The organism is Phycisphaerales bacterium, assembly GCA_020852515.1.
Classification (GTDB): domain Bacteria; phylum Planctomycetota; class Phycisphaerae; order Phycisphaerales; family UBA5793; genus UBA5793.
In genome coordinates, this window is the sequence record JADZAS010000023.1 from 102,386 (window position 1) to 128,268 (window position 25,883).

The 25,883-nt window shown below is 64.6% G+C and carries 21 protein-coding genes; 16 read left to right on the forward strand and 5 right to left on the reverse strand.

The window, feature by feature from the left end; translation table 11 throughout:
• Positions 1-58: 58 nt before the first annotated feature.
• The 3 genes from IT430_15450 (at position 59) to IT430_15460 (ending at position 3,630) form a co-directional block, all read left to right on the forward strand.
• Positions 59-727: a tetratricopeptide repeat protein gene (locus IT430_15450; GenBank protein MCC6909334.1), complete on the forward strand. Its 669-nt coding sequence runs from the start codon at positions 59-61 to the stop codon at positions 725-727.
• Positions 728-763: 36 nt separating this feature from the next.
• Positions 764-1,717, forward strand: a complete 954-nt coding sequence (locus tag IT430_15455; GenBank protein ID MCC6909335.1) for a metalloregulator ArsR/SmtB family transcription factor — start codon at positions 764-766, stop codon at positions 1,715-1,717.
• A gap of 416 nt (positions 1,718-2,133) precedes the next feature.
• Positions 2,134-3,630 (forward strand): adenosylhomocysteinase, encoded by a 1,497-nt coding sequence (locus tag IT430_15460; protein MCC6909336.1) that lies wholly within the window; start codon positions 2,134-2,136, stop codon positions 3,628-3,630.
• Between the two features lie 43 nt (positions 3,631-3,673).
• Here the strand turns inward: IT430_15460 and rarD are convergent, their stop codons facing one another.
• On the reverse strand, positions 3,674-4,609 hold the full coding sequence (gene rarD / locus IT430_15465) for an EamA family transporter RarD (GenBank protein MCC6909337.1): 936 nt from the start codon (positions 4,607-4,609) through the stop codon (positions 3,674-3,676).
• Positions 4,610-4,620: 11 nt separating this feature from the next.
• Complete coding sequence (locus IT430_15470; GenBank protein MCC6909338.1) at positions 4,621-5,628, reverse strand: calcium/sodium antiporter; 1,008 nt, start codon at positions 5,626-5,628, stop codon at positions 4,621-4,623.
• A gap of 146 nt (positions 5,629-5,774) precedes the next feature.
• On the opposite strand from IT430_15470, the gene IT430_15475 reads away from it, so the two are divergent.
• Positions 5,775-6,977 carry a YcaQ family DNA glycosylase gene (locus IT430_15475; GenBank protein MCC6909339.1) on the forward strand — a complete coding sequence of 401 codons (1,203 nt, stop codon included), beginning with the start codon at positions 5,775-5,777 and terminating at the stop codon, positions 6,975-6,977.
• On the opposite strand, the gene IT430_15480 is transcribed toward IT430_15475, so the two are convergent.
• The 3 genes from IT430_15480 to pheT all read right to left on the reverse strand — a co-directional run bounded on the left by IT430_15480 (position 6,974) and on the right by pheT (position 9,718).
• Positions 6,974-7,222: a hypothetical protein gene (locus IT430_15480; protein ID MCC6909340.1), complete on the reverse strand. Its 249-nt coding sequence runs from the start codon at positions 7,220-7,222 to the stop codon at positions 6,974-6,976. The two genes, IT430_15475 and IT430_15480, sit on opposite strands and share 4 nt — an antisense overlap.
• 86 nt (positions 7,223-7,308) lie before the next feature.
• Positions 7,309-7,539 carry a hypothetical protein gene (locus IT430_15485; GenBank protein ID MCC6909341.1) on the reverse strand — a complete coding sequence of 77 codons (231 nt, stop codon included), beginning with the start codon at positions 7,537-7,539 and terminating at the stop codon, positions 7,309-7,311.
• Positions 7,540-7,693: 154 nt separating this feature from the next.
• Positions 7,694-9,718, reverse strand: coding sequence for a phenylalanine--tRNA ligase subunit beta (gene pheT, locus IT430_15490; GenBank protein MCC6909342.1), 2,025 nt, complete (start codon positions 9,716-9,718; stop codon positions 7,694-7,696).
• A gap of 173 nt (positions 9,719-9,891) precedes the next feature.
• Between pheT and IT430_15495 the strand changes: the two genes are divergently transcribed.
• The 12 genes from IT430_15495 to IT430_15550 all read left to right on the forward strand — a co-directional run bounded on the left by IT430_15495 (position 9,892) and on the right by IT430_15550 (position 25,873).
• On the forward strand, positions 9,892-11,088 hold the full coding sequence (locus IT430_15495) for a Zn-dependent exopeptidase M28 (GenBank protein ID MCC6909343.1): 1,197 nt from the start codon (positions 9,892-9,894) through the stop codon (positions 11,086-11,088).
• Between the two features lie 126 nt (positions 11,089-11,214).
• Entirely contained in the window at positions 11,215-13,977 is a 2,763-nt protein-coding gene (locus tag IT430_15500; GenBank protein ID MCC6909344.1) for a hypothetical protein, read from the forward strand.
• Positions 13,978-14,526: 549 nt separating this feature from the next.
• Positions 14,527-15,096 carry an NADH-quinone oxidoreductase subunit J gene (locus tag IT430_15505; GenBank protein MCC6909345.1) on the forward strand — a complete coding sequence of 190 codons (570 nt, stop codon included), beginning with the start codon at positions 14,527-14,529 and terminating at the stop codon, positions 15,094-15,096.
• Positions 15,093-15,428 carry an NADH-quinone oxidoreductase subunit NuoK gene (nuoK, locus tag IT430_15510; protein MCC6909346.1) on the forward strand — a complete coding sequence of 112 codons (336 nt, stop codon included), beginning with the start codon at positions 15,093-15,095 and terminating at the stop codon, positions 15,426-15,428. Before IT430_15505 ends, nuoK begins: the two co-directional genes overlap by 4 nt.
• A gap of 53 nt (positions 15,429-15,481) precedes the next feature.
• Entirely contained in the window at positions 15,482-17,605 is a 2,124-nt protein-coding gene (nuoL, locus tag IT430_15515) for an NADH-quinone oxidoreductase subunit L (GenBank protein MCC6909347.1), read from the forward strand.
• A gap of 46 nt (positions 17,606-17,651) precedes the next feature.
• The gene (locus IT430_15520; GenBank protein MCC6909348.1) at positions 17,652-19,310 is read left to right on the forward strand and encodes an NADH-quinone oxidoreductase subunit M; all 1,659 of its coding nucleotides are present in this window, start codon (positions 17,652-17,654) and stop codon (positions 19,308-19,310) included.
• Between the two features lie 54 nt (positions 19,311-19,364).
• Positions 19,365-20,987: an NADH-quinone oxidoreductase subunit N gene (locus IT430_15525; GenBank protein MCC6909349.1), complete on the forward strand. Its 1,623-nt coding sequence runs from the start codon at positions 19,365-19,367 to the stop codon at positions 20,985-20,987.
• Positions 20,984-21,490 carry a hypothetical protein gene (locus tag IT430_15530; protein MCC6909350.1) on the forward strand — a complete coding sequence of 169 codons (507 nt, stop codon included), beginning with the start codon at positions 20,984-20,986 and terminating at the stop codon, positions 21,488-21,490. Before IT430_15525 ends, IT430_15530 begins: the two co-directional genes overlap by 4 nt.
• A 36-nt stretch (positions 21,491-21,526) precedes the next feature.
• The gene (gene ribB / locus IT430_15535) at positions 21,527-22,723 is read left to right on the forward strand and encodes a 3,4-dihydroxy-2-butanone-4-phosphate synthase (GenBank protein ID MCC6909351.1); all 1,197 of its coding nucleotides are present in this window, start codon (positions 21,527-21,529) and stop codon (positions 22,721-22,723) included.
• A gap of 28 nt (positions 22,724-22,751) precedes the next feature.
• The gene (locus tag IT430_15540) at positions 22,752-23,558 is read left to right on the forward strand and encodes a hypothetical protein (GenBank protein ID MCC6909352.1); all 807 of its coding nucleotides are present in this window, start codon (positions 22,752-22,754) and stop codon (positions 23,556-23,558) included.
• The gene (locus tag IT430_15545) at positions 23,548-24,330 is read left to right on the forward strand and encodes a hypothetical protein (protein ID MCC6909353.1); all 783 of its coding nucleotides are present in this window, start codon (positions 23,548-23,550) and stop codon (positions 24,328-24,330) included. The genes IT430_15540 and IT430_15545 overlap by 11 nt, the downstream gene beginning before the upstream one ends.
• Positions 24,331-24,346: 16 nt before the next feature.
• Positions 24,347-25,873, forward strand: a complete 1,527-nt coding sequence (locus tag IT430_15550) for a methyltransferase domain-containing protein (GenBank protein ID MCC6909354.1) — start codon at positions 24,347-24,349, stop codon at positions 25,871-25,873.
• Positions 25,874-25,883 lie beyond the last annotated feature (10 nt).

Genomic DNA, 25,883 nt, shown 5'->3' on the forward strand with positions numbered 1-25,883 from the left:
ACTGCGGCCCGGAGCGTGATATGATGCCCCTGAACCCTGCGACACAAGGAGTCCACGCATGGCACGGTGGATGGCCGTCCTGCTGATCGCCGCCTCACTCTGGCCGATTGGCTGTTCGAACAAGAGATCGCTCCCCGAATTGCGCGCCGACGGGCAGTACGCGCTCGACCACGAGCATTTTCAGGATGCGCTGGTCGCGTACCAGCAGGTTCTCGAGGTCAAGCCTGAGGATACCGAAGCGAACTACGGCCTCGGCAGGGCCCACCTCGCGCTGGGCGATCCGATGCGGGCTCGCACGCATCTGGGCATCGCTTATCAGCAGTCGAGCCACAACCCGGACCTCACGTTCCAGATTGGCGAGCAGCTGGCCGAAGCCATGGCCCGGAGCGGCGACCAGCAAGGCATGGTGATGTTCCTCAGGGACGCCGCCCAGAGCCGCGGCGAAGTGCGCGACTATCTCCTTTGGGGCGATATGGCCGCGAAATACGGCGACCCCGATTCGGCGGAACTCGCCTACCGCACCGCCATCCGCATCGAACCCACGCCCACCGTGCTGCCCTACTGGAAACTGGCCACCTTCTACGAATCGATCGGCAAGACCGAAGCCGCGACCCAGCGCCTGCGCCAGGCCTACTGGATTGAGCCGGAGAACCAGCAGGTCATCGAAAAACTCGAAACGTACTTCGCCGTGGTCGGTCCGAGTTTGAAACTCGCACCCGATCGCTGAGCAGTGCCGGCTGATTGAAGCGCGATCCTGATCGTCATGGCATCCACCGCACCTCGCCAACGCCTGACTGACCGCCTCGCGCTGCTGAGCGAAATGACGCGCCTGCGCCTGCTTCGGCTGCTCGAGATTGAGGAACTCGGCGTCGGCGAACTCGCATCCATTCTGCAACTGCCCCAGAGCACCGTCAGCCGGCATCTCAAGTCGCTGCTTGAAGGCGGCTGGATCGTGCGCCGCTCCGAAGGCACGGCCAGCATGTACCGCCTCGTGAACGAATCGCTGAGCGAGGAAGCGCGCGAACTGTGGCAACTCACCCGCAGGCAACTCGGCGAGCCGCCGCAGGTGCGCCAGGATGAGCATCGCCTCAAGCAGATCCTCGCCAAGCGCGAGACGGACACGATTGCCTACTTCGGCCGCGTGGGCGGCGAGTGGGACGCGATCCGCAGCGAACTGTTCGGCTCGAGCTTTGTGGATGAGGCCCTGCTGGCTCTTCTGCCTCCTCAGTGGACCGTGGCCGATCTTGGCTGCGGCACCGGCGACATTGCCGTGCGCCTGGCCACGCTGGTCGAGACGGTGCATCTCGTGGACATGAGCAAAGCGATGCTCGCCGCCGCCCGCAAGCGCCTTGCCAGGCACAAGAACGTCCACTTCCACCACAGCGATCTCACGGGCCTGCCGCTCGATGATGCCAGTGTGGATGCAGCAATCATCTCGCTCGTCCTGCACCACGTGAACCACCCGGCGACGGCGATCCGCGAAGCCGCGCGCATCCTCAAGCCCGGCGGCCGCCTGCTCGTCATCGACATGCTCGAACACGACCGCGAGCAGTACCGCCAAACGATGGGCCACAAGTGGCTCGGCTTCAAGCCGGCGGAGATGAGCGAGTGGTTCACCGCCGCGGGCCTGGGCCATCTCCGGACCGTCCACCTGCCCTCTGACCCACAGGCCAAGGGCCCGGACCTGTTCGTCATGGCCGGTTCGCGCGGGGCATAGCGACAGCGGCATCAGTGCCATCGGGTGCCATGGTCAAGCGAGGCTCTGCGAGCGCGGGCCATGCGGGCGCGCGGCACTCGATTCATCGACAGGCCCACCGCGCGAACGGCGTGGCCCGCGGGTCGCAGCCTTCGACTCAGGCTCAGACCAGGAACCCGACCTCTGGACCACGGCACCAGCGCCACGCCCCTTCCACTTCTGAGCCTTCTGTGCCTCTTTGCGGCTGATCCGACGGGAAACCGGATGGCACCGATTCCTCGCGGCCGCTCGGCCCTTGTCCGCCGCCGAATCTGCTTCTACACTCTATCCGGATGAACGGATGAATGCCGGCTCTCTCATGGCCGCCCGACCGCCCCGTCTTGACGAAATACCCCGAGAAAACCACACCAGAACGCTCTCGAAAGGACCTCTTGCCCATGACCACCGCCACTGCGACTCGCCCCAGTTCCGCCGGCGCCAAGGCTGACCGGCCCGCCTTCAAGGTCAAGGACCTCAGTCTCGCCGAGTGGGGCCGCAAGGAGATCATGCTTGCCGAGGACGAGATGCCCGGCCTCATGGCCTGCCGCACCAAGTACGGCCCGAGCAAGCCCCTCAAGGGCCTCAAGATCATGGGCAGCCTGCACATGACCGTGCAGACCGCCGTGCTCATCGAGACGCTGACCGAACTCGGCGCTGATGTCCGCTGGGTCTCGTGCAACATCTTCAGCACCCAGGATCACGCCGCCGCGGCCGTGGTGGTCGGTCGACCGGAGTCCGGCGGCACGCCTGAGAATCCCAAAGGCGTTCCCGTCTTCGCATGGAAGGGCGAGACGCTTGAAGAGTACTGGTGGTGCACCGAGCAGGCGATCTTCTGGCCCGATGGCTCCGGCCCGGACCAGATCGTCGATGACGGCGGCGACGCGACGCTGCTCGTTCACAAGGGACTCGAGTTCGAGAAGGCCGGCAAGATCCCTGCCTTCGACGCCGACAATGACCCTGAAGAATGGGGCGTGATTCTCAACCTGCTTCGTGACATCGCCAAGCGCGACCCCGGCGCGTGGAAGCGCATCGCGCCTGGCATCCAGGGCGTCTCCGAAGAAACCACGACCGGCGTGCACCGCCTCTACGAGATGCAGAAGGCCGGCACGCTGCTCTTCCCCGCCATCAACGTCAACGACTCGGTCACCAAGAGCAAGTTTGACAACCTCTACGGCTGCAGGCACTCACTCGTAGACGGGCTGAACCGCGCCACCGACGTCATGCTCTCGGGCAAAGTGGCGATGATCTGCGGCTACGGCGACGTGGGCAAGGGTTGCGCTCAGGCGCTCAAGGGCCAAGGCTGCCGCATCGTGATTGCCGAGATCGATCCGATCTGCGCGCTGCAGGCCGCAATGGAAGGCTACCAGGTCGGCACGGTCGAAGACTGGGCGGACAAGGCCGACATCTTCATCACGACGACGGGCAACTTCAACATCCTCACCGCAGCGCACATGGCGAAGATGAAGGACAAAGCCATCGTCGGCAACATCGGCCACTTCGACAACGAGATCGACATGGCCGGGCTCAAGAAGACCAAGGGCATCAAGAAGACCAACATCAAGCCTCAGTACGACATGTGGACCTTCCCAGACGGCCACAGCGTGCTCATCCTGGCCGAAGGTCGCCTGCTCAACCTCGGCTGCGCCACGGGCCATCCGTCGTTTGTGATGAGCGCTTCGTTCACCAACCAGGTGCTCGCCCAGATCGAGTTGGCGCAGAACCAGCAACAGTACGAGAAGAAGGTGTACACGCTGCCCAAGATTCTCGATGAGGAGGTTGCCCGCCTGCACCTGGGCAAACTCGGCGCGAAACTGACCAAACTCACCGACAAGCAGGCCGCGTACATCGGCGTCCCGGTCGAAGGGCCATACAAGCCCGAGCATTACCGGTATTGAGCGGCGCCGCAGCACGACTTGAACACAAAGCCCAGGTAATGCGTTACCTGGGCTTTGTTCTTGCGCCGCGGATCGCGTCAAACGAATAGATCGCCAGCGCGATCCAGATGATGACGAAGCACACGAGGCGGGGGGTGCTCAGTGGTTCGTGGAAGATGAGCCAGGCGATGAGGAACTGGCCCGAGGGCGCGAGGTATTGCAGGAAACCGACCGTGACCAGCCGCAGCCGGCGCGCTGCGCAGGTGAACCACAACAGCGGCAGCGCGGTGATGACACCGCCGGCGATGAGCAGCGTATCCGTGAGCCCTGATCCGCTGCCAAACGCTCCCCCGCCGTTCATTCCCGTCCAGATGAGATAGCCGATGCACAGCGGGGCGAGCAGCAGCGTTTCGACCGTCTGTCCGACCATCGCCTCGACGGGAACGAGTTTGCGAATCAGGCCGTAGGCCGCGAAAGTGCACGCCAGCGCCAGGGCGATGACGGGCGCCTCGCGCGAGGCGATGGAGAGGTAGATCACGCCGGCAGCCGCGATCGCCACGGCGAGCACCTGCAGGCGCCGCAGACGCTCGCCGAGAATCAGATAGCCCATCGCCACACTGATGAGCGGGTTGATGAAGTAGCCCAGGCTTGCCTGCAGCACCTGGCCGGTTTCGTGCACCCAGATGAAGAGGTACCAATTGACGCAGATGAGCGCCGCCGTACCCACGAGCACCACGAGCACGCGCGGCGTGCGAAACAGCACTCTCCACAGCGCCGGCCCCTGCCGACGGATGAGCACGAGCGAGACGAGAAAGACCGCCGACCAGAGAATGCGATGCGCCAGGACCTCGCGGCCGGGCGCGCGGGCGACGATGATCTTGAAGTAGAGCGGCGCCACGCCCCACCAGAGATAGGCCGCGAGTCCGTAGGCGACGCCTGCGCGAGCCCGCGCTGCGGCATCACTTCTGGACAGCAGTGGATCAGCAGCCGCGTCACTCATGCGCCGCGCCGTCAGTTTCCATTGTGCACCATGAGCACGCGCCAGGAGATATACGCCGCGTACGCGAGCAGCAGGAAGAGCCCTTCGCGCCGGATCAGGCGCTGGTTTGCCGTGAGCACCATCGGCACGAGCACAAACGACAGCCCCGCCAGCCAGATGAGATCGAACCACCCTCCGGCCGGAACAGGGATAGGTCGAACGGCCGAACTCACACCCATGATGAGCAGCAGGTTGAAGATGTTCGAGCCGATCACATTGCCCACAGCTATGTCTGACTGGCCGCGGTACACCGCCACCACCGACGTAACCAGTTCCGGCAGGCTGGTGCCCACGGCCACGAGCGTCAGGCCCACGACAACCTGCGGCACTCCAAAGGACAGCGCCAGCATTGTGGCCTGCTCCACTGTCACCTGCCCGCCGCCGATGAGCAGCCCGAGACCGACAATGCTCATGACAGCGCTCACCGCCAGCGACCGATCTTTGCTCTCGGGCGCGACTTGATCGAGCACCTGGGCCGACTCGGTCCGAATAGTGTCCTCGGGACTGGACTTGTAGAGCACCTCGGCCGCGGTGTAGTACAGAAACACGCCAAAGAGCAGCAGCATGATGAGCCCGTCGCTGCGATCGAACGCCCCGGCGCTGGCGCGGAGCCAGTTGTCGGCCGCCATTACGCACACGGCGATCGTGGCCAGAAGCATCATGGGCAGTTCGCGGCGGATGACCTGGCTGCGGATCTGCAGCGGTCGAATGAGCGCGGCGATGCCGAGGATGAGCCCTATGTTGGCGATGTTGCTGCCAACGATGTTGCCAAACGAAATGTCGCCCTTGTCCTCCCAGGCCGCGAGAACGTTGACAGCCAGTTCGGGCGCGCTGGTCCCGAACGCGACGACCGTCAGGCCGACGACCAGTTCGGATACGCCCAGGACGCGGGCCATCGTCGAGGCGCCGCGCACGAGCAGATCGCCGCCGACGATCAGCATGACGAGGCCGAGAATGAGCAGCAGCAGCGGAATCAGCATCTCGAAATCGAACTCGCTTCGGGTGTCGTGGCCATGAGTGAAGGCAAGGATAGCCGCGCGCGATGGCGCATCCCGCAGGCTCGACTCGCAAGCCCGCGATGCTAATCTCCGCCATGTCGCCAGGGTCAAACCGCAGGCACGAACGGATGACCGCGGCGCAGGCGCGCCTGCTGCTGCTCGATGCGCAGGGCCTGGCCGCCGCGCCAACCGGCGCCGCCGATGCGCAGCGCGTCTACGACCTCGTCGAGCGCATGGGCTTCGTGCAGATCGACTCGATCAACGTCGTGGACCGCGCGCACCACCTCATTCTCGCGGCACGTCTCGATCGGTTTCGCCCGGCCATGCTCGACCGACTCGTCGAGCGCGACCGCCTGCTCTTCGAGCACTGGACGCACGATGCATCGCTCATCCCGACAAAGTGGTATCGCCACTGGCTGCCGCGCTTCAACCGCCAGCGCACCGGCAAGTGGTGGCGCGAGCGGATGGGGCCGAAGTTCCCGCAGGTGATTGCCCACGTGCGCGAGCGCATCGCCGCCGAGGGTCCCCTGCTCTCGCGCGACTTCGAGCACGATCGCAACGGAGAGTCCGGCGCCTGGTGGGGCTGGAAGCCGCAGAAGGCCGCCCTCGAGCATCTCTGGCGCACGGGCGATCTGCTCATTGCGCGGCGCGACAACTTTCAAAAGGTCTACGACCTCGCGCCGCGCGTGCTCGGCGAGTTCACGCAGTCTGAGCCGCCCACTGGTGAGGAGCAGGTCGAGTGGGCCTGTGTTACGGCGCTGCAGCGCCTGGGCTGCGCGACTCCCAGTGAAATAGCGAAGTTCTGGAATGCGATTTCCCTCGCCGAGGCTCGCGCCTGGTGCGACGCCGCGCTTCGGGTCGGCCGGGCGGTTCCCGTTGAAGTGGAGGCCGCCGATGGCGCCAAGCCGCGCCTCGCCGTGGCTTTTCACGACTGGCGCAGCCGTCTTGATGCGGCGCCGCGGCCGCCGAAGCGCGCTCGGCTGCTGTGCCCGTTCGATCCGGTGCTGCGCGACCGGGCTCGCGCCGGCCGGCTGTTCAACTTCGACTATCGCTTCGAAGCCTTCGTCCCCGAGGCGATGCGCCGCTTCGGTTATTACGTCATGCCGGTGCTCGACGGCGATCGGCTCGTGGCCCGCGTCGATCCGAAGTTCCATCGCGACAAGGGCGTGCTGCGCATCGCTCGACTCTGGTGGGAGCCGGATGTCAGCGTCAGCGACGCCATGCTCAGTCGCATCGAGGCAGCCGTGGATCGCCTCGCGCGCTTCGTCGGAGCCGACTCGTGGTCCATCGGCCGCACGAGCGTGCGGCGAAGCAAGAGGTTCGCCGTTTAGATGCGGTCAGACCACTCGCTGAATCGCGCCCAAGCCCATCGGCTCAGCGGCATGCCGATCAGCGTCAACACCACGCCCATCGACAGGCCGATGATCAGCGTCCATTTCAGGTCGAACCAGATCGGCCCGAGAATGACGCACCAGATGATCAGCGGCCCCATGACGAAGATCATGTTGAATGTGATCGCGCCCGTCATCTCGCCGTGACGGTCTTCCTGTCCGGGTTTGGCGCGGTACTCGGCCATGTGCGAGCGATGCTATTCGTCCCATGCAAAGACCGCCCGGCGCAGGCCGGGCGGTCTCGTAAATCAGGTCAAATGTGCAGGTCGAATCAGTTCTCGTTCTTGCTGAAGGGGCACTCGCCGGTCTGGCCTTCGCAGTGCGACTTGTCGCCGACCACGGCGGGGCTGGCGGCCTTGGCTTCGGTGCAGTCGTCGCAAGCCTCGGCCTTGGCGCAGCACGAATCGGACGTCTCGGACATCGCCACGTCCTTGTCATTGCTGCTGCAGCCGACGAACGCGAAGCACGCCAACGAGGCGCCGATCAGGAACATCTTCTTCATGGGAGTCAACTCCTTCTGGTCCGCCCCACCTCAACGGATCAGGCGGCTGACGCATCCGCAACTGCGCGGCGCCCCAAGCGCCGGCGGTGGAATGCTGTTTGCAATCTGAACGAGTATACCGCCCTGCAGGTGGCCGGGTTCGGTCCGGCATGCGCTATTCACGCAAAACGGCGCCGACCTGCCGGCCCATTTCCGCCACCACCGCTGCAATCTGGGGATCGACCTCATCGTGGCGGAGGGTCCGCAGTGGATCGCGAAACGTCAGACGCACCGTGACGCTCTTGCGGCCCTTTTCGACTGGCTTGCCCCGATAAACACCCACGAAACGGATGGACTCGAGATTGGCCAGGTCGAGCGTTTCGATCCCACTCTCAATCTGCATCCAGGGAATGGAGTCATCGACCACGAGCGACAGATCCCGCTGGATCGAGGGGTAGGCCGAAAGGGTGTCCAGGGCCGGCTCCCGACGCTCAAGAGCGAGCAGGGCTTCAAAGTTGAGTTCGGCGACGACCAGCGGCGTCTCGATGTCGAAGTTCGCCTGCTGCCGGCGGCTCAGAAGTCCCATGATGCCCAGCCTCGCGTCGCCGATGCTGACGGTCGCCCCTGCGCCCGGCTCGAACCACGCGATGTCTTGCGCATCCACTCGCACCGATCCGGCAGGTCCGAGCAAGGCCGTCGCGACGGCGTCTAGCGCGCTGCGCATGGCGCGCAGCCCCTGCTGCCGATCGGGTGCGTCGAGGCACAACCCGAGCATGACCTGCTCGGCCTTCTCGCCATTGATGGTCGCAAAGCACGCCGCCTTCTCAAAAAGGCGCATTTCCTTCTGACCGAGATCCTGATTGCGCTTGCGGCAGCGCAGCAGACCCGGCAGCACGCTGGCCTGAAGCGCCGGCTCGGCCTTGCGGCGGTCGTCCTGCAGTGTGAGCAATTCAAATCCGGGATGCAGGAACGCTTCGGCGTCCTTCATCGGCAGGAATGAAAAGGTCACGACTTCAAAGAAGCCACTGGCCGTAAGCGCCTGCTCGACCGTGCGGCGCCGCTGCACCGACTCCTGAAGTCCGACGACGTCGATCTCGATTCGATCGCGCGGCTCGATCTGGTCGAGGCCGTGAATGCGCACGACTTCCTCGATCAGATCGATCTCGCGAGTCAGATCGAGTCGATGCGGCGCGATCGTGCACCTGATTTGCGACCCGTCGCCGTCCAGTGCGGGGTTCAGGCCGAGCCTCGCAAGAATGCCGACCATCGCTTCGTTGCCAATTTCGATCCCGGCGATCTGCCGGCAGCGATCGCATCGCATCGCGACCACGGGTGGTTCGGGCAGCGATGCGGCCGCCACGATGGCGTTGCCATCCCATTGGCCGCCGCACAGCTCGGCGATCATCGCCGCAGCGCGGTCCGCGGCCGCGGCCACCGTGGCCGGATGAACGCCGCGCTCGAAGCGATAACTCGACGGCGACATGAGTTTGAGCCGCCGGCTCGTGGCGCGCACGCTGGCGCCGCTGAATGACGCGGCCTCGAGGATGATGTCAGTCGTCGCGCTGCTGACCTCCGTGTCGAGTCCTCCCATAACGCCGGCCAGCGCCACTGGCCGCTGCGCGTCGGCGATGGCGAGCATGGACTCGTCGAGCGTCAGTTTCGAGCCATCGATGGCGGTTAGGTTTTCACCCTTGCGGGCGCGGCGGATCACGATCTTCGGGCCGCTCAGTTTCGCCAGATCAAATGCGTGCAGCGGCTGGCCAAGTTCAAAGAGGACGAAGTTGGTGATGTCAACGACGTTGTTGACGCTGCGCTGGCCGATGGACTCGATACGCTGCCTGAGCCAGTCCGGACTCGGGCCGACTCTGACGCCGCGAATGACGCGGGCGCTGTAGTACGGGCAGAGGTCATGCTCGAGATTCTCGACGGGCACGCCCGACGCGGCCACCGGCTCCGGACGCGATGTCTGCGGAACGCGGAGTTGCCGGCCCGTCACCGCCGCGGCCTCACGCGCCAGGCCGACCATGCTGACGCAATCTCCGCGGTTGGACGTGATCTCGATGTCCAGACGCGTGTCGCCGCCCGGCAGGTCTTCGCGCGACTCGCAGCCGAAGCCTGCCCCGGACAGGGCATCGACCAGAGCATCGATGTCAAGCGGGCGATCCAGATACTCGTTGAGCCAGTGGGCAGTGATGATCATGAGAGCCAAGGGTAGGTGAAGCAGGCGCGAGTGGCGATTTCGCCGCCCGCCGGCAGGCCGGAACGAAAACAGGGAAACGGCCCCGCACCAAATCTCGGCATATCGGCGGAAAATCGGATATATTAGTCATGTATTTGAGGCTGCGATCGGCACAAACCTTCGAAGGAGGCCACATGCGCGCGTACCGACACCTCACCCTTGCTCTGCTCGCCTGCTCGACAGCCTGGCTCGCCGCGACGGCCGCGCTCGCCGGGCCCGTCGATGAACTCGTCGCCCAGGTCAGTGCAACCACCTACCGCCACTACCTCGACGACCTCCTCTACACGCACCTGGGCCAGAACCGCGGCTACGGCGCGGAGCACGATCTGGCCCGCCAGAACATCTTCGACCACTTCCAGTCGCTCGGCCTTACGACGTCGCTCGAGCCGTTTGAGTACGGCAACACGTACTACAACGTCGTGGGCGTGCACGAGGGATACACCCGCCCCGAGCAGATCTACATCGTCGGCGCGCACTTCGACTCGGCCAACACGCCCGGAGCCGATGACAACGGCAGCGGCACCGCGTGCGTGATGGAACTCGCCCGGGTAATCGCATCGCACCGCTTCGAAGCCACCATCGTCCTCATCGCGTTTGATCGCGAGGAGCAGGGCCTCTACGGCTCCAAGGCGTACGCGCAGTCCCACTCTGGCGATGACATTCGCGGGATGATCTCCACCGACATGATCGCTTTCAATCCGGGCGGAGCGAACCGCGCCTCGATTTACGGCAGGACATCGTCCGATCCGTGCAAACAGGCGCTCGGAGACGCGCTCACGCAGTGGACTGGAATCGAGCCGATCTACCACGGCTCCATGGATCGCAGCGACCACGCCCCGTTCGAGTGGGAAGGTTTCGAAGCAGCCCTGCTCATCGAGGACGAGTGGGGCTCCAATCCCCACTACCACCGCTCGACGGACAGCGTCGATACGCCCGACTATATCGACTACGACTTTGCGGCTGACATGACGCGCGGCGTGCTGGGCTGGCTTGCCACGGCCGCGACCCCGATCGACGCCGTGCTGGCAGGCCCCGTGCCCGGCATCGCCGGCCAGGTGAATCAGTGGACGATCACCGGCGCGACGCCTGATACGCGAACCTACTTTGTCTACAGCATGGCCAACGGCTCGCATGAAGTGCCGGGTTGCCCCGGCGTAACGGTTCAGATGGCCGCGCCGATCATTGCCGGCTCGATCGTGACCGACGGCAACGGAGACGGCACGTTTGCGCGGTTCGTGCCGGCCGGCGCCTCGGGCCGCAGCATCGGCCTGCAGGCGGCGCAACCAGCCTCGTGCATGATCAGCAACGCCGACTGGCACCAGTTTGAGTAACGCCGCGCGCTCGGCGCGCTTCGACCCTGGCTCTCCTCTTCCACGCCTGGCTTCGCCACAATGGCCGGGCGTGGTCTTTTTTTGTGCTGCTGACTCGCCAGAGGCGGATCGCTTATGCTTTGAGCGATGACAACGCTGCTCATCGCCGTCGCGGCCGGGCTTGGCTTCATCATCGCCTACCACACCTACGGGCGCTGGCTGGGCCGGCGCATCTTCGCTCTGAGCACAAAGGCCGTGTGCCCCTCGCACCGCCTGCGCGATGACAGCGACTACGTACCGACCAAAAAGGCCGTCATCTTCGGGCATCACTTCACGTCAATCGCCGGCACCGGGCCGATCGTCGGGCCGGCGATCGCGGTGATGTGGGGCTGGCTGCCGGCGCTGATCTGGGTCGTGCTCGGCTCGGTGTTCATCGGGGCGGTGCATGACCTGGGCGCACTGGTCGTGTCCCTGCGCCACAACGGGCAGACGATCGGCGACGTCGCCGGCCGAGTGCTCAATCGGCGCGTGCGCGTGCTCTTCCTGCTGATTCTCTTCATGGGCCTGACGATCGTGCTGGCGATCTTCGGCCTGGTCATCGCCACGGTCTTTCGCCAGTACCCGGCGTCGATCTTTCCGTGCACGGTGCAGATCCCCATCGCGGTGGCCATCGGCGTCTGGCTGCATCGCAAGGGCGCGAGCCTGCTGCTGCCGTCGATCATCGCCCTGGTGATCATGTACCTCACCGTCGTGATCGGCGATGAGAACTTCTCGACCGACCTGCCGGTGCTGGCCCACGTCATGCACGGCCTGCACGCGGCCAATGCGTGGATGGCGTCGTGGTCGAACATGACGTGGGTCATCGTGCTGCTGATTTACTCATATGTGGCGTCGGTGCTGCCGGTGTGGCTGCTCCTCCAGCCGCGCGACTACATCAACAGCCTGCAACTGCTCTCGGCGATGGGGCTGATCGTGCTTGGCCTGGTCGTGGCGGCGTTCATCGGCGGCGCTCCGCCGGTGGAAGGGGCAGCCCGCCAGCCGCTTGAGGTCGTGGCGCCGATGTGGAATCCGAATCCGATCGGGGCCCTGCCGATTTTTCCTTTTCTGTTCATCACGATTGCCTGCGGCGCGGTCAGCGGCTTCCACTGCCTGGTGAGCAGCGGCACGAGCAGCAAACAGATCGAAAGCGAACCCGATGCACGTTTTGTCGGCTACGGGTCGATGTTGACGGAGGGGTTTCTTGCGACGCTGGTCATTATCGCTTGCGTCGCCGGATTAGGTTTGGGATCGACGTTGCGAACCTCATCAGGTCCGAATTATTACCAGGCATTTGTATCTACGATTCGCGACTTCGTCGATCCAACCGGCGTACAAAAAACGCTCGAGATCGCAGTTCCAGGGGACTCGCGCGCTGGCTCGACGCCTCTTGGTCTCCGTCTTGCACGACTAGGGCTGCAAGGAGGGATCAACTGGGGTTGGCACACGCAAGCTCCCAAGGAGGACATGGGACCTGAGACCGGTCTCTATCGGCCGCTTGGTCCAGATTCTCCGCCAACGGCGATCGTCTTTGGGACAGATGGTGTTGTAGTGCGCGGTGACGTGGAACTCGAATCAGAGATTCAGGCGGCGGTGGTAGGCCGGGCCGCATTCAACACGCGCTATCAATCCTGGTCCGCCGCAGGCGGCCTCGCGCGGACCGTCGCCGCGTTCGTAGACGGCTCGGCCAATCTGCTCCGCGCCATCGGCCTGCCGCTCGGCGTGGCCGTCGCGCTGATGGGCGTGCTCGTCGCCTCATTCGCCGGCACGACACTTGACACCGCCTGCCGCCTGCAGCGCTACGTGGTGCAGGAACTCGCCGCGACGTTCCTGCCATCTCGCCCCGCAAGCGACTGTCCCAAGTGCGGCTACACACTCTGGCAACACGCGACATCACTGCAGTCGCAAAGCGACGCGGCCTTCGCCCCGGAGGGGCGCGAGAATGTAGCCACGGGTGGAGTGAATCCCGAAGGGATGAGCGGAACCCGTGGACAGGATGCGCAGAAACTCCCAAGCCCCGAAGGGTCGACAGAAACACCCGGCGCGCGAGAAGGACACACGACTCCTTCGCCCCTCCGGGGCGATGATGATCGCGCGCACACTTCCCACGGGTTCCGCGATGCCCAGAGCAGCATCGCTCCACCCGTGGCTACGCTCGCCGGCCCCGCCGGGGCCGAAGACGCTGCGTTGCTTCGCTCTGCTCAGGCGGAACGCAACAAGCCGCCGACCAGCGATATCCAATGCCCCGAGTGCGGCGAGATGATCACTCCCGAACAGATCGAGCACGCCGGACGCTCGATGCCCGGCAGCGCATTCAACATCCTCAACCCCATTCACTGGCTCACCAACAAGCACGGCGCGACGATCTTCGCCATCGTCATCGCCACCGTGCTCGCGGCCCTGCCCACAACGCAGATCACGCCGGGCTTCTGGTCAACCTTGTTCACCGACGGGCCGGGCGGCGCCTGGACATGGATGACCACCAACGGCGGAATTGGCGGCCTGCTCCTCTGGCCGCTGTTCGGCGCGACGAATCAGCTCCTCGCCGGCTTGTCGTTCATCGTCATCACGATGTACCTCTGGCGGCGGCGCAAGCCGCTGTGGTTCCTCATCGTGCCGATGGTGTTCATGCTCATCATGCCGATGTGGGCGATGACCTGGCAGGTGTTCATCGGCAGCGCCGACTCGCCGCGCTGGCTCACGCCCGAGATCGGCGCGACGAAGTGGCCGCTGGCGCTCATCGGCATCGCTTCGATCATCATCGAGATCTGGATGATCGTCGAAGCGCTGCTCGTGTGGCCGCGCGTGCGCGGCATTGTCGAGCGCGGCGCCACCGATGCGCCCTGTGCAACCGGCGCACCCGTGACGGCATGACACGTGCAGCAGCGCAGAAGCCGCGATATGAAAAACAAAAAACCGCCGTGCGAAGCTCCGACACCCGCACGGCGGCAAGAAGACCGCGGTGACAAACCGCGATGTCCAAGGATAGACAGTCGGACTGACCATAGCCGCGACATGAAGCCCAAGTCAATTGAGAAATCAGATGTTGAGCGAAATCGCGCAACATCTTACAACACAAGGACTTACAAAATCACCCAACTTGGACGCTCTCGGGTCAGTGCAATTTCGGGGCCGCCAACTCCAGTATCCTATCGTAATCCAAACAAACGTACCCCGGCACGACCGGCCCGATGGCCGGCCGCCTCGGCAGGAAACCGGGGCGTGCACCGAATGGTCAGCGCGATGGGCGCCCCTTCGACCGAAGCGTGCCGCGGCCGGACCGCCGGCTGCCGTGCAGCGCGTGAAAAGGGGCTCAGCGAGTAGTTGAGGGCGATTCCGGAGCATCCGCCAAGTTGACCGGATGGTGCATCACCGCTATCTTGACCCCCTCATATTGTGTCCTTTTTCACAAGGGTGGTCCGGGTGCTCCTGGCACAGCAACCTCCGACGCTTGATCCGGTCGCGCCGTGGCTGTTTTACCTCTTTGCCGGGGTGGCGGTGCTCGGGGCTCTTGGCGTGGTCCTGTCCCAGCAGATCGTCCGCATGGCGGTGTTTCTGCTCTTCACGCTGGGCAGCGTGGCCATGCTGTACTTCTTCCTCGCCGCCGAGTTCCTGGCCGCCATCCAATTGATCGTCTACGTCGGCGGGACGCTGATTCTCATCATCTTCGGCGTCATGCTCACCAGCAAGAACCCCTTCATCCGCCTGACGGTGCCTCTGGGCCAGAGGATCGCCGGCTGGGGCATCGGCGGCCTGCTGGCGCTGCTCATGATCTTTCTTGGCGTGGTCGAGCTGGCCGGCGGCTTTCAACCCAGCACGCCGGGCGCGAGCGTCGAGCACTACGGCGTGGCTGAACTCGGTCAGAACCTGCTCAGCAAATACGCGCTGCCGTTTGAACTGGCCGGTGTGCTGCTGCTGGTTGTGATGATCGGCGCGGCCTACATCGCCAAGGGACGGCATTCGGATCTGGCCAAGGGCGAGGAGACGCCATGATCGGCCTGGGCCATTTCCTCACGCTTTCGGCGATCCTCTTTGGCTGCGGCGTCGCGACCATCCTCACCAAGCGCAACGCCATCGGCATCCTCATGGGCGTCGAACTCATCCTCAACGCGGCCAATGTCAACCTCGTCGCCTTCAACCGCTTCAGTTGGGCGGGCGAAGCGGTGGCGCAGGGCGGAGCCCCGGCGGTGGACGGGCTGATGTTTGCGATGTTTATCATCGTGCTCGCGGCGGCTGAGGCGGCTATTGCGCTGGCGATCTTCCTCAACTTCTACAACCACTTCTCGACCATCGACATCGAGCGTGCCCGCATGCTCAGCGGCTGAGCCTCCGCCGACGTCGAGGGTGATCCCATGCATCGCGATCGGATCCGGACCGCATGACTCCTGCGAATCTTCTGGTACTGGCAACGGCGCTTCCGCTGATCGGCTTTGCGATCGTGGTGCTGCTGTCCTCGCGCATCGGCTCGCCCAGGTTCTGGCCGTGGTTCACGGTCGGCATGGTCGGCGCCTCTCTGGCGGCGTCGACGGTCGCCTACGTCACGTTCATGAGTGGCGACGGCGCGGTCGAGGTGCATGCGTGGAACTGGCTGCAGATCGGCTCGCACGCCGACGGCAGCCCGCGGTATCTGCAGATCGGGCCGTATGTGGACAAGATGACCGTGCTGCTCTTTGCCATGGTCACACTGATCTCCACGCTCGTGCACATCTACTCGATCGGATACATGGAGGGTGATTCGCGCAAGAACCGCTTCATGGCCTACATGCAGCTGTTCACGTTCTCGATGCTCGGCATCGTACTGGGCAACAGCCTGCTGCAACTGTTCATCTTCTGGGAACTCGTGGGCATCTCAAGCTATCTGCTCATCGGCTTCTGGTACGAGAAGCGCGGCCCGCAACTGGCCTGCAAGAAGGCCTTCGTGATGAACCGCATCGGCGACATGGGATTCCTCGTGGGCATGGGAATCCTGTTCGTCAAGTTCGGCGGCGATCTGGTCCTGCGCGCCGCCGATCGCGAAGGTGGCGGCGTGTTCGGGTCGCTGCTGCTCAACTATCCCGGCGGCGCCATCGATGCTCTGCACGCGGGAGCCAACGAATGGTGGCTCACCATCGCCGGCATCGGCCTGTTCATGGGCGCGATGGGTAAGAGCGCCCAGTTCCCGCTGCAGACGTGGCTGCCGGACGCCATGGAAGGCCCGACGCCGGTCTCATCGATCGTCCACAGCGCCACGATGGTCGCGGCCGGTGTCTACCTCACCGCCCGGATCTTCCCCCTGCTCACGCCCGCGGCGCATCTGTTCGTCGCGACGATTGGCCTGATTACTCTGGTGATGGCGGCGCTGATCGCCTGCGTGCAGACCGACATCAAGCGGGTGCTGGCGTATTCGACGCTTTCGCAACTTGGCTACATGGTGCTGGCTCTGGGCGCCGGGTCGTATACGTTTGCGATGTTTCACCTCGTGACGCACGCGTTCTTCAAGTGCTGCCTGTTCCAGTGTTCGGGTTCGGTGATCCACGCCGCGCACCATGAGCAGGAGATGACCAGTTACGGTGGGCTGATGAAGAAGATGCCCATCACCGCGGCATGCTTTGCGATCTGCACGCTGGCCATCGCCGGCGCTTCGATCCCTTACACTCCGTTTGGGCTGTCGGGCTATTACTCGAAGGACGGCATCATCGCCGCCACAGTGAACTACGGCGACGCCCTCGCCGCCGCGGGAATGAACTGGGGCGCCGTCTTCTACTGGGGCCCGACGATCATCGCCTACGTCACCGCGTTTTACATGACGCGCGCGTTCGTGCTCACCTTTCTCGGCAAGCCGCGCGACAAGCACCTCTACGACCACGCACACGAAGTGAATTGGACGATGTGGGCGCCGCAGGTCGTTCTGGCCGCGTTCGCCATCTTCATCGGCTGGGGTTTCTTCAAAGTCGGCGCCAACCTGCATGACACGGCGCCCGCTATGGCGCAGCCGTTTGAAGAACGCGAAATGGAGCACGGCTACCACTTTGTGCACGGCGCGCTGCTGCACGGCTTTGGCTGGATGCTCTCGATCGCGCTGGGTTTCGTGATCTACATCAACGGCTTCACCATCAGTTCGCGGATCGCCGCGATTCCAGGCATCGCGCAGATCCATTGGTGGCTGTACAACAAGATGGGCTTTGACGGCCTATACGACATCATCGTCGTCAACATGTTCAAGGCGCTGGCCGGCCTGATGGGGGCGTTTGACAAACTCGTCGTGGATGGCATCGTCAACGGCGCCGCATGGGTGGGCAGGGAGCTGGGCTTCCTCATCGGCGGCTTCGATTACCGCTACGTGGACGGCACGGTGCGCGGCAGCGGACGCGCGGCGGTGCGCCTCGGCTCGATTCTCCACCGGACCCAGGCGGGCAACATCCGCATGTACGTGCTCATACTCTTCGTCGGCGTCTTCACCGCCCTGGCGATTGCGACGCCCTTCGCGCTGGGATGGGTGTGGTTCGGCCTGCCGCAGCATTGACGCGATGGAAAGGATCTGACGCGGCCCATGCGGGCCGGAGATTGCCATGAACGAAACGCTACTCAACCTGATGATCTTCCTGCCGCTCCTCGGCGCCGTGGGCTGCCTGCTGCCGAAGAACAACCCCGCGCTGAGCAAGATGATCGCGATGGTCACCGCCGTCGTCGTGCTGCTCATCAACATCGCCCTCGCCTGGGCGTTCTACGGACAGGCCGAAGGGCATGGCTATCTGCCAAGCGGCGGCGACACGGTCGTCCGGTTCATCACCGACAAGGTCTGGATCGAGAGCGTCAACATCCACTACCTCGTCGGCGTGGACGGCCTGAGCATGCCCCTGCTGCTGCTCACAAGCATCCTCAATGTCCTCATCATCGCCGCCGCGTGGAACGTCGAGAAGCACACCAAGGCGTTCATGGCGCTGTATCTCGTGCTCATGTTCGGTATGTACGGCGTGTTTCTCGCGCTCGACTTCTTCCTCTTCTACGTGTTCTTCGAAGTCAGCCTGCTGCCCATGTACTTCCTCATTGGCATCTGGGGCGGGCCGCGCAAGGAATACGCGGCGATCAAGTTCTTTATCTACACCCTCGTCGGCTCCATCTGCCTGCTCATGGTCATGCTCGGCTTCTATTTCCTCGTCCCCGACGTCGCCACCGGCGCCGCCGCGGCCGGCGGGAAAGCCTCGTTCAACATGATCGCTCTGGCGGCCGACGGCGGCGTGCAGCAGGCGTTCGCTCATGGCGGGGAGTACTGGACGTACGCGAAGTGGTTCTTCGTCCTGCTGTTCATCAGTTTCGCCATCAAGGTGCCGGCCGTGCCGTTCCACACCTGGCTGCCCGACGCGCACGTCGAAGCCCCCACGCCGATATCGATGATCCTGGCCGGCGTGCTGCTCAAGATGGGCGGCTACGCCCTCATGCGCATCAGTTACCCGATCTTTCCCGATGCGGCCATGTGGGCATGGTTCGGCGTGGCCATGGTCGGCGTGGTGTCGATCGTGTACGGCGCCTTCTGCGCCATGGCCCAGACCGACTGGAAGAAGCTCGTCGCGTATTCATCCGTAAGCCACATGGGCTACGTCATCCTCGGACTGGCGGTGCTCACTGAAGCCGGCCGCAACGGCGCCTACTTCCAGATGATCGGACACGGCATCTCCTCGGCGATGATGTTCTTCCTCGTCGGCGTCGTGTACGAGCGGGCCCACCATCGCGACCTCAACCGTTTCGGCGGATTGTGGAACACGCTGCCGTCCTACACCGGCCTGGCCGCAGTTGGATTCTTTGCCGGCCTGGGCCTGCCGCTGCTGTGCGGCTTCCCCGGCGAGGTGCTCAGCCTGATGGGCACCTTCGGGGCGATCGGCTGGATCGAAAGCGCTCCGGACTGGGTGCCGTTTGCCGGCTCGGGATCCAGCGCCACGGTGATCACCCTGGGCATCTTCGCAGCATCGGGCGTGATTCTGACCGCCGGCTACATCCTGTGGATGTTCCAGCGCGTCTACCTCGGCCCGGCCAGGCCTGAGTACACCTGGTCCGGCCGCGACATGGTCAACTCGCGCGAGTACTTCGTCATGGCGGTGCTGGCGCTGTTCGCCATCCTGCTGGGCGTGTGGCCCGCGCTGGTGCTCGACATGATCAGCAACACCTTCAACGCTATTTACGCGCCCTTTGTAAGCCTGACGAGCACCGCTTCGGCGGCGCTTGGCTTCTGAATTCATTGGCGGCCGACGGGTCGCCTGGAGTGCTAGTCCACCATGCTGGTTGGAATGTCCTGGTCAGAGACGCTGATGCTGCTGCCCGAGCTGTGCCTGCTCGTGGCAGTGTGCGTGGCCCTGGTCGCACCGGTCCTGCCTCCGCTGCGGGCGATGTTCCGCGCTTCGCACAGCCCGCTCACGGCGCTGGCGATCGTGGCGCTGCTTGCCGCCATCTTCTCCAGCATCGCGCTGCTTCGCGGGTTCGGCGGCCTGGCGCTGGCCGAGCACGCGGTGCTGGGCGGCATGGTGGTCGTCGATCAGTTCGCGCTGAGCGTGAAGATCATCATCTACATCTTCACGCTGCTGGTCATCATTCTCTGGTCCAATGTCACGCGGAATCAGGTGCGACTCACCGACGGCCCCGACTACGTCTCGCTGGTTCTCAGCGGCGCGCTGGGCATGAGCCTCATGGCCTCGGCGAGTAACTTCCTCATGGTCTTTCTGGCCATCGAGGCGGCGTCGTTTCCGAGTTACGCCCTGGCCGGCTTCAATAAACAGACCCGCCGCAGCAGCGAGGCGAGCCTCAAGTACGTTCTCATCGGAGCGGCCTCGTCGGCGCTGATGCTCTACGGCCTGTCGATGCTTTACGGCTACTACGGCACGCTCGATCTCGTGCCCATCGCCCAGCGCGTCGCCGAGGACGGCATGAGCGTCGGCCTGCTTCTGGGTGTATTCGGCCTGCTGATCGGCATCGGCTTCAAACTGTCGGCCGTGCCGATCCACTTCTGGTGTCCCGACGTCTTTGAAGGCGCATCGATCGAGATCACCACGTTCCTCAGCGTGGCATCCAAGGCCGGCGCCATCGCCCTGCTCGTGCGCATCATGATGACGCTGGGCCACTTCTCGAGCGGCGAGCATGCCAGGCAGATCCTGATCGGCATCGGCACGTTTGTCGGGCTCGTCGGCGTGATCACCGCGACCTGGGGCAACCTTGCCGCCTACTACCAGACGAACATCAAGCGGCTGCTCGCGTATTCGTCGATCGCGCACGCCGGGTACATGATCATGCTGGCGGGGCTGCTGACCGCCTCGATGGACAACATGCAGCCGACCGAAGTCGCGTATGCCCTGCTGTTCTACCTCATTGTCTACGCGTGCATGAATCTCGGCGCGTTCGCCGTGGCTTCGGTCATTGCCAGGGAAAGCGGCAGCGAATCGCTCGATGAATACGCCGGGCTGGGTCAGCGCAACGCGTTTCTCGCCGTGGCGATGGGCTGCTTCCTGCTGAGCCTGTTCGGCATGCCGCTGACCGGCGGCTTCTGGGGCAAAGTGCGGTTCGGCTTCCAGATGTGGCACGAAGGCATGTGGTGGCTGGTGGTCGCGCTGATCATCAACACCGTCTTCAGCCTCTACTTCTACCTCAAGCCGATCATCATCATGGTGTGGAAGCAGCCGGCCAGTTCGCGGGCGCTGTCCGTGGCGCCGGCGATGTACGGCATCATCGCCCTGTCTCTATTTGGCGTCTTCATCACCGGGCTCGCGCCCGATCCTTCCACCGCGTGGGCGAAGCGCAATGCGAATCTCGTCTTCGCCACCGCACCCGAAACGGCCGCACCCGAGACGGCGGCGGCCCCGGCGGGTGAGAGCACGCCGGCGGCGATCGCGGCTCGCACCGATTCGGAGGCCGGCCAGTGAACGCCGCGGAAGACATCCATTTCGACGACGCCTTTCTGGTCGTGCCCGACGAGGACGCGCCTGACTTTTCCGCGATTATCGCTTTGCTTAACGAACTTTACATCGCCGAGTCGCGCAGTTTCTTTCGCTACCTTGATTCGTGGGAGCCGTACACCGACGCAAACACGATCAAACTGCGCACGCTCTGCCGCGGCATGATGCGGACGAGTTTCCGGCACTCCGACCGGCTGGCGAAACTCATCGAATCGCTCGGCGGCGTCACCATCACCGGCGCCTACTCCAAGAGCAGCAGCGACGCAAACTACACAAGCTGGGCGAACCTGCTGCCCCGCTTCATCGCGACCAAGCGGGACATGATCGCACGGGGCCAGGTGGTGCTCAAGACGTTGCGCCATCTGCCCGGCGGCGCGGAGTCGGCGCCTGTTGTCGCCGAGTTGATGGAAGAAAACGCCGCCGAACTGGCCCTGCTTGAGCAGTGGCAGGCGCGGCTGGCGGCCGGTTGATCCTCGCGCCCTCCGCGCGGGCATACGATTGGCCGCATGCTCTCCCCCATTCCCGAGATTCTCGAAGACCTCCGCCAGGGGCGGATGATTATCCTCGTCGACGACGAAGACCGCGAGAACGAGGGCGATCTCGTCTGCGCCGCCGAGCGCATCTCGCCTGAGATCATCCACTTCATGACGCGCCACACTCCCGGCTATCTCTGCCTGGCGCTCACTGGCGAAGATTGCGACCGCCTCGAACTGCATCCGCAGACGGCTATCAACACGTCGCTGCGCCACACCGCCATGACCGTGTCGATTGACGGCCATCCGAAGCATGGCGTCGGGACTGGGATTTCCGCCTCCGACCGCGCCCGCACCGTGCGCGTCGCCGTCGATCCGGCGAGCGGGCCGGGCGATCTTGTGCGGCCGGGCCACATGGTGCCGCTGCGAGCCCGCGATGGCGGCGTGCTGGTGCGGACCGGCCAGACCGAAGGCTCGGTCGATCTCGTCCGTCTTGCCGGTCTGAGGCCGGCCGCGGTCATCAGCGAGATCAGCCGCGACGACGGCGAGATGGCGCGCATGCCGGACCTCGAAGTCTTTGCGAAGCAGCACGGCCTGAAGATCTGCTCGGTCGAGGAGATCATTCACTACCGGCTCGAGCGCGAGCGGCTCGTGCACCGGCTCGAGCCCGCCGAAGGCTCGCTCATCGACACCGACCACGGCCAGTTTCGCCTGTTCGCCTACCAGAGCGTCGTCGATCCGCTGCCACACATCGCGCTGACAGTCGGGGGCGTGGGCGAGGTTGATGCGTCGGGCCGCGTCGTTGAACGCACCGAGCCGGTTCTCGTGCGCATGCATCGTCGCAATCTGCTGGGCGACATCTTCGGCGACCGCAGCCAGCCGACCAATCGCGTGCTCGCTGCTTCGCTTGAAGCAATCCAGAAGGAGGGGCGCGGCGCACTTGTCTATCTGCGTCCTTCCGACGTCGGCGAGGGCTTGCTGGGTCGCCTGCAGACGCTTTCGTCATCTGCTCATGCGAAGATCGATTCGCGGCCGAATCTCACCGATCCGCACGGCGTGGGAGGCAGGGCCATGCCGATGGATCGGCGCGATTTTGGAGTGGGAGGCCAGATCCTGCGCGATCTCGGACTCACAAAGCTGCGCGTGCTCACGAATCACCAGTTGAAACTGCACGGCCTCAGCGCGTTCGGCCTCGAAATCTTCGAAAGCGTGCCGATTCCTGCCGTCTAGGCTCAGGCGATCCTCAAGGAAGAGCCTCATGAATGCTCAGCCACCACCGATCGCGCCGCCCGCCGTGCCAGGCCCGGCTGCGACCGGCGCCGCCGTAACCGCGCATCTGATATGCGTCGGCTGCCGCTATGACCTGCATGGACTCGATGCCGGCGGCAACTGCCCGGAGTGTGGCTGGGAGGTCGGCGCCACCATCCGCGCTTCTCAGCTGGACCCGGCGTGGCTCGCCGCGATGCGCACCGGTCTGCGCTGGATGCTGGCGAGCATGTACATGCTCGCTTTCTTCGCCGCAACTCGCTATGTTGAGTCGATGGAGTTTCTGGCGCTGGCTGTCATGCACCTCGGCGCCGCGCTGACTCTGCTGACGCCGAACCCGAATCGACCCGATGACACGCCGCTGGGCCGCTGGCCGCTGATCCTGCTGCTAGGCGCCTGCGGCGCGTACCTGCTCGGGTCATCGCGCTGGATGATGGACCCATACGTCGGCTGGTTCGTCGCCTCGATCGGCGCAGCGGTCCACGCGGCCGCGCTCACTACGCTGTGGTGGCGCATTCAGCAGGTGTTCGCGCAAGGCATCGCGCCCGCTTCGGCCGTGATCGCCCGCAATCTGGCGGCGCTGACAATCGTCGTGGGAGTGCTCGCGGTGCTGCCGCCGGTCCTGTGGGAGGTGTTGCCATCATCACTGATCAGCGGCGTCTCGGCGGGCCTGCGCCTGCTCTGGCTGCTGGCGCTCGTCGTGTGGTTCTTTGCGTCGATCATCACGCTGCACCTCGCGGGGATTTCGCTCCGCAGGCTCATTCAATCCCGGCCAGCTCGGACCGCCCATGACGCCTGACGCCGTTGTCGCCGAAAGCGATCCCGCGCCACAAGCAGGGCTTCTCGATCACGTGCTCTGCAGCGAATGCGCTTACGACCTGTTCGGCCTCTCAGCCGACGGCCGCTGCCCCGAATGTGGCGCGCCGATCGCGCAGACCCTGGCCCTGCGAGAGAGCGATCGCGCGACGCTGCTTCGCATGCGATCGGGCGTGCTGGCGCTTGAAGTCGGACACTGCACGATCATCGCATCAACGCTGCTGTTTCCCTTATTCCCGCTGGGCGTAGGGATGTTCATCCTGTTGCAGGTCGCCGCCGCAACAGAACTGGCGCCGCGGCATATTCCGTCGGCCTCGCGCTGGCGGTTCGCGCCCGTGGCGCTCGTCGGCACGGCACTGATGCTCTATGGTGCGTCAGCCATCTGCGCGGTCGCATCACCCGACCTTGCCTTCGTGGTGCTCGCCGTGTCGACCGCCGTGCACACTGTCGCCTCGGCAGTCGTCTGGGAGGGGTTCCGAGCCGCAGCCGCGGCTTTTCTCAGCCGCGCCGCGGAGCGCAGTTCCCGTTGGGTGACCATGCTCTATGCGCCGTTCGGAGTCGCGTTGGTGGCGCTCGTCGCCATCGTACCACCGATGGCCGCGAACGGGCGCACGGCGCACGCGGCCGACCTGGTGCAAGCCGGTGCCATCGCCCTTGGTGTCCTGTGCATCGTCCTCCACGCCATCGGTCTGCATGCGCTCTCCACTGCAGCGCGCCGCCTGAAGCCGGTGCCAGTCGAGCGAGCCCTAACCTGAGACAATAATCGTCGAGATGTCCCTCACGCCCCGCGTTTCCATTCTCATCCCCAACTTCAACAACGGCCGCGCCTCATCGCGCACCGGGCAGCGCGACTTCATCCGCGATCTCCTTGAATCCCTCGACGAGACATTGCGCCAGGACCCGACACCCTTTGAGATCCTCGCCTTCGACGACGGCTCGACCGACGACAGCATCGACACTTTGCGCGATTGGGAGGCGAATCGAACGTGGCCCGACGGCCGCCCCTTTCTGACGCTCATGGAAGCGCCGCACTGCGGCGTGCTCGCCGTCACTGCCAACAAACTCAGCCGCGCGGCGCGCGGCGACATCCTGGCCCGTCTCGACGGCGACATCATCTGCCTCACACCCAACTGGGTCAGCCGCCTGTGCGCCATCTTCGATGCCGGCCCGCCGAGTCTCGGCATCATCGGACCCAAGCAGCTCAACGTGCTCGGCCAGATACACGAGTTCGGCGACTGGCTCCTGCATCCCAAGGGCTACCACCACAACGCGCACGGCCTGCCGCGCGATGCCGTCAGCGGCGCGATGGAGGTCGATGACGCCATGGGCTGTTTCTACTGCTGCCGCAAGAGCGTCTACGACGAACTCGGCGGCTACGACGAATCGTTTCTGCGCGGGCAGACGGTTGACTTCGGCCTTCGAGCCCGTCTCGCAGGCTGGCGCTGCTGGGCCGTGGCCGATATCGAGTACATCCATGCCCACTCGGAGCGCGGCAACCGGCAGACCGCGGCCGACTCGAGCGGAGGACTTCAGAAGTCCATCGATCGCTTCGAAGAGAAGTGGGGTTTCAGCCGCCTCGCGCCCGACCTCGACCACGTGCGCCAGCGCTTCGCCGGCACCCCGCTGCTCTGGAATCCCAAGTGGCTCGCGGCGCAACTTTCATCGACGGCCTTGCGACACGAACCCGATGGCGCCGATGCGAGTCTGCCGACCGACTGGGATCGCTATCGCACGGACGCTGCGCTGCGCCTGGAGATCGATCTGCGCATGAAGGTGGCGCTTGATGTCATCACGCAGGCCGGTCCGCGCCGACTCGTCGCACACGTGGGCTGCGGCTGCGGGTTGATCGGCCACCACCTCGCGTCGCGCGGCGTGCCTTACCTGGGCCTTGACGAGCGGCCCGCGATGGTTCGCCTGGCCCGCACGAAGGTCGAGCACGAAACATACCCCGGTGAGCCGCCTCGATTCGATGTCATCGAGGATCGTCGTCACCTGCCCGTGAAGGACGGCAGCGCCGATCTCGTGCTGCTCTACGACATCGTCGAGCACCACCCCAATCCCGTCGGACTGTTCAAGGAATCAGCGCGACTGCTTGAACCGGGTGGGATCGTCCTGCTCATCTCGAAACGCGGCAAGCCGGGCGTCGAACTGCCGCACGACATCGAGCACCGCTACGACTTCCATCAACTCGCCACGCAGATGCTCGTCACCGGGCTGTTTCGAGCCATCACGAGCGCCAAACAGGACGATCCCGCTCGCGACATCCTCCTGGCGATGCAGCGCCTGCCGGCGCCATAGGGCGAGCCGG

Bases quoted from the DNA above. Each gene is read 5' to 3' on its own strand.
- IT430_15450 (MCC6909334.1), top strand. From the start codon at position 59: ATGGCACGGTGGATGGCCGTCCTGCTGATCGCCGCCTCACTCTGGCCG.
- IT430_15455 (MCC6909335.1), top strand. From the start codon at position 764: ATGGCATCCACCGCACCTCGCCAACGCCTGACTGACCGCCTCGCGCTG.
- IT430_15460 (MCC6909336.1), top strand. From the start codon at position 2,134: ATGACCACCGCCACTGCGACTCGCCCCAGTTCCGCCGGCGCCAAGGCT.
- rarD (MCC6909337.1), bottom strand. From the start codon at position 4,609: ATGAGTGACGCGGCTGCTGATCCACTGCTGTCCAGAAGTGATGCCGCA.
- IT430_15470 (MCC6909338.1), bottom strand. From the start codon at position 5,628: ATGCTGATTCCGCTGCTGCTGCTCATTCTCGGCCTCGTCATGCTGATC.
- IT430_15475 (MCC6909339.1), top strand. From the start codon at position 5,775: ATGACCGCGGCGCAGGCGCGCCTGCTGCTGCTCGATGCGCAGGGCCTG.
- IT430_15480 (MCC6909340.1), bottom strand. From the start codon at position 7,222: ATGGCCGAGTACCGCGCCAAACCCGGACAGGAAGACCGTCACGGCGAG.
- IT430_15485 (MCC6909341.1), bottom strand. From the start codon at position 7,539: ATGAAGAAGATGTTCCTGATCGGCGCCTCGTTGGCGTGCTTCGCGTTC.
- pheT (MCC6909342.1), bottom strand. From the start codon at position 9,718: ATGATCATCACTGCCCACTGGCTCAACGAGTATCTGGATCGCCCGCTT.
- IT430_15495 (MCC6909343.1), top strand. From the start codon at position 9,892: ATGCGCGCGTACCGACACCTCACCCTTGCTCTGCTCGCCTGCTCGACA.
- IT430_15500 (MCC6909344.1), top strand. From the start codon at position 11,215: ATGACAACGCTGCTCATCGCCGTCGCGGCCGGGCTTGGCTTCATCATC.
- nuoK (MCC6909346.1), top strand. From the start codon at position 15,093: ATGATCGGCCTGGGCCATTTCCTCACGCTTTCGGCGATCCTCTTTGGC.
- nuoL (MCC6909347.1), top strand. From the start codon at position 15,482: ATGACTCCTGCGAATCTTCTGGTACTGGCAACGGCGCTTCCGCTGATC.
- IT430_15520 (MCC6909348.1), top strand. From the start codon at position 17,652: ATGAACGAAACGCTACTCAACCTGATGATCTTCCTGCCGCTCCTCGGC.
- IT430_15525 (MCC6909349.1), top strand. From the start codon at position 19,365: ATGTCCTGGTCAGAGACGCTGATGCTGCTGCCCGAGCTGTGCCTGCTC.
- ribB (MCC6909351.1), top strand. From the start codon at position 21,527: ATGCTCTCCCCCATTCCCGAGATTCTCGAAGACCTCCGCCAGGGGCGG.
- IT430_15540 (MCC6909352.1), top strand. From the start codon at position 22,752: ATGAATGCTCAGCCACCACCGATCGCGCCGCCCGCCGTGCCAGGCCCG.
- IT430_15545 (MCC6909353.1), top strand. From the start codon at position 23,548: ATGACGCCTGACGCCGTTGTCGCCGAAAGCGATCCCGCGCCACAAGCA.
- IT430_15550 (MCC6909354.1), top strand. From the start codon at position 24,347: ATGTCCCTCACGCCCCGCGTTTCCATTCTCATCCCCAACTTCAACAAC.